At 36.5% G+C, this 1,164-nt stretch carries 2 protein-coding genes; both read left to right on the top strand.

Translation table 11 applies throughout. The features are described from left to right. A partial coding sequence (locus BZG77_RS14620; protein ID WP_131826174.1) for a glycosyltransferase occupies positions 1-666 on the top strand: 666 nt, incomplete at its 5' end. Then, a partial coding sequence (locus tag BZG77_RS14615) for an acyltransferase (RefSeq protein WP_077647758.1) occupies positions 659-1,164 on the top strand: 506 nt, incomplete at its 3' end. The genes BZG77_RS14620 and BZG77_RS14615, both read left to right, overlap by 8 nt.

The following is a 1,164-nucleotide window of genomic DNA, read 5'->3' as shown; positions in this document are numbered from 1 at the left end:
GTTAAATACATATCATATGATGATTCAAAAGGGGCTTGTTATGCAAGAAATCTAGCTATAAATATTGCAAAAGGAAAATATATTACTGGCTTGGATGATGATGATTTATTTTCCGAAGGGAGGCTGAGTGAATTATTTGAAAATAGGGGTTTGCTAGAAACCTATTCATTCATCAGTACTGGTACACTGTTTATAAAAAATGGTAAGAAAGTAAAGACTCAATTTTCTGATAAAGCTGTAATTGATAGGGAAGCAATAGTGAGGGGGAATGCTATTGGCAATCAAGTTTTCACTTTGTCAGAACGACTCAAGAATATTAATGGGTTTGATGTGTCACTCCTATGCTGGCAAGACTATGATGCATGGATAAGGTTGATTTTTGAATATGGTAGTGGTTATAACTTACAAAGCCCCACATACATAATGAACATAGATGAACGTAAAGATAGAATTAGTCTTTCGAAAAAAAAGACCAGTGGTATTAAAGTTTTTTTAGAAAAGCACTCCATGTGTCTGACTCCTCGGTTTAAGGGTAAGTTCAAAGCGTTTATATGTTTATTTGGAGATGAAGGTGTGTCGTTCTCAGGTGTAAAAGAAAGAGCTTTCTTTAAATTATACCTGTTTCTTTACAAGATTAAAAATAGAGAGATCATTCGTTGTGAATAAGATTCTAAGAATTTTTTTTGAAGAGTTGTGGTCTGTTTATCAATGGTTTTTTCTGTTTTTTCCCGGTCGTTTAGGCCACTACATACGAGGTTTCTGTCTGGGTGTTTTTTTTAAAAGTAGTGGTAGTTGGATTACTATAAAAGAGAATGTTGAGATATATCACCCTGAGCGCTTAAGTATTGGAGAACGCTCTGGTTTGGGTCGAAATAATGTCATTGACGCGTTTGGCTATATCACTATCGGAAACAACGTTCGGCTTGGCCCCAATGTTATGATTGCCACAATGACACATGCAAAAATTGGACAAAAAATAGGAGTGGCGAATAAAGAAATAAACCCCGTAGTTATTGAAGATAATGTTTGGATGGGGAATGGGGTTACTATTCTTCCAGGAGTTAATATTGGTGAGGGAGTTATTGTTGCAGCCGGGGCAGTTGTGACAAAAAGCATCCCGAGTGGTTGTACAGTCGCCGGTATTCCAGCAAAGATCATAGGAAG

Source organism: Salinivibrio sp. IB643, assembly GCF_001996105.1.
GTDB classification, from domain to species: domain Bacteria; phylum Pseudomonadota; class Gammaproteobacteria; order Enterobacterales; family Vibrionaceae; genus Salinivibrio; species Salinivibrio costicola.
The sequence above is the reverse complement of the archived record's forward strand: the minus strand, read 5'-3'. Positions and strand labels throughout refer to the sequence as shown.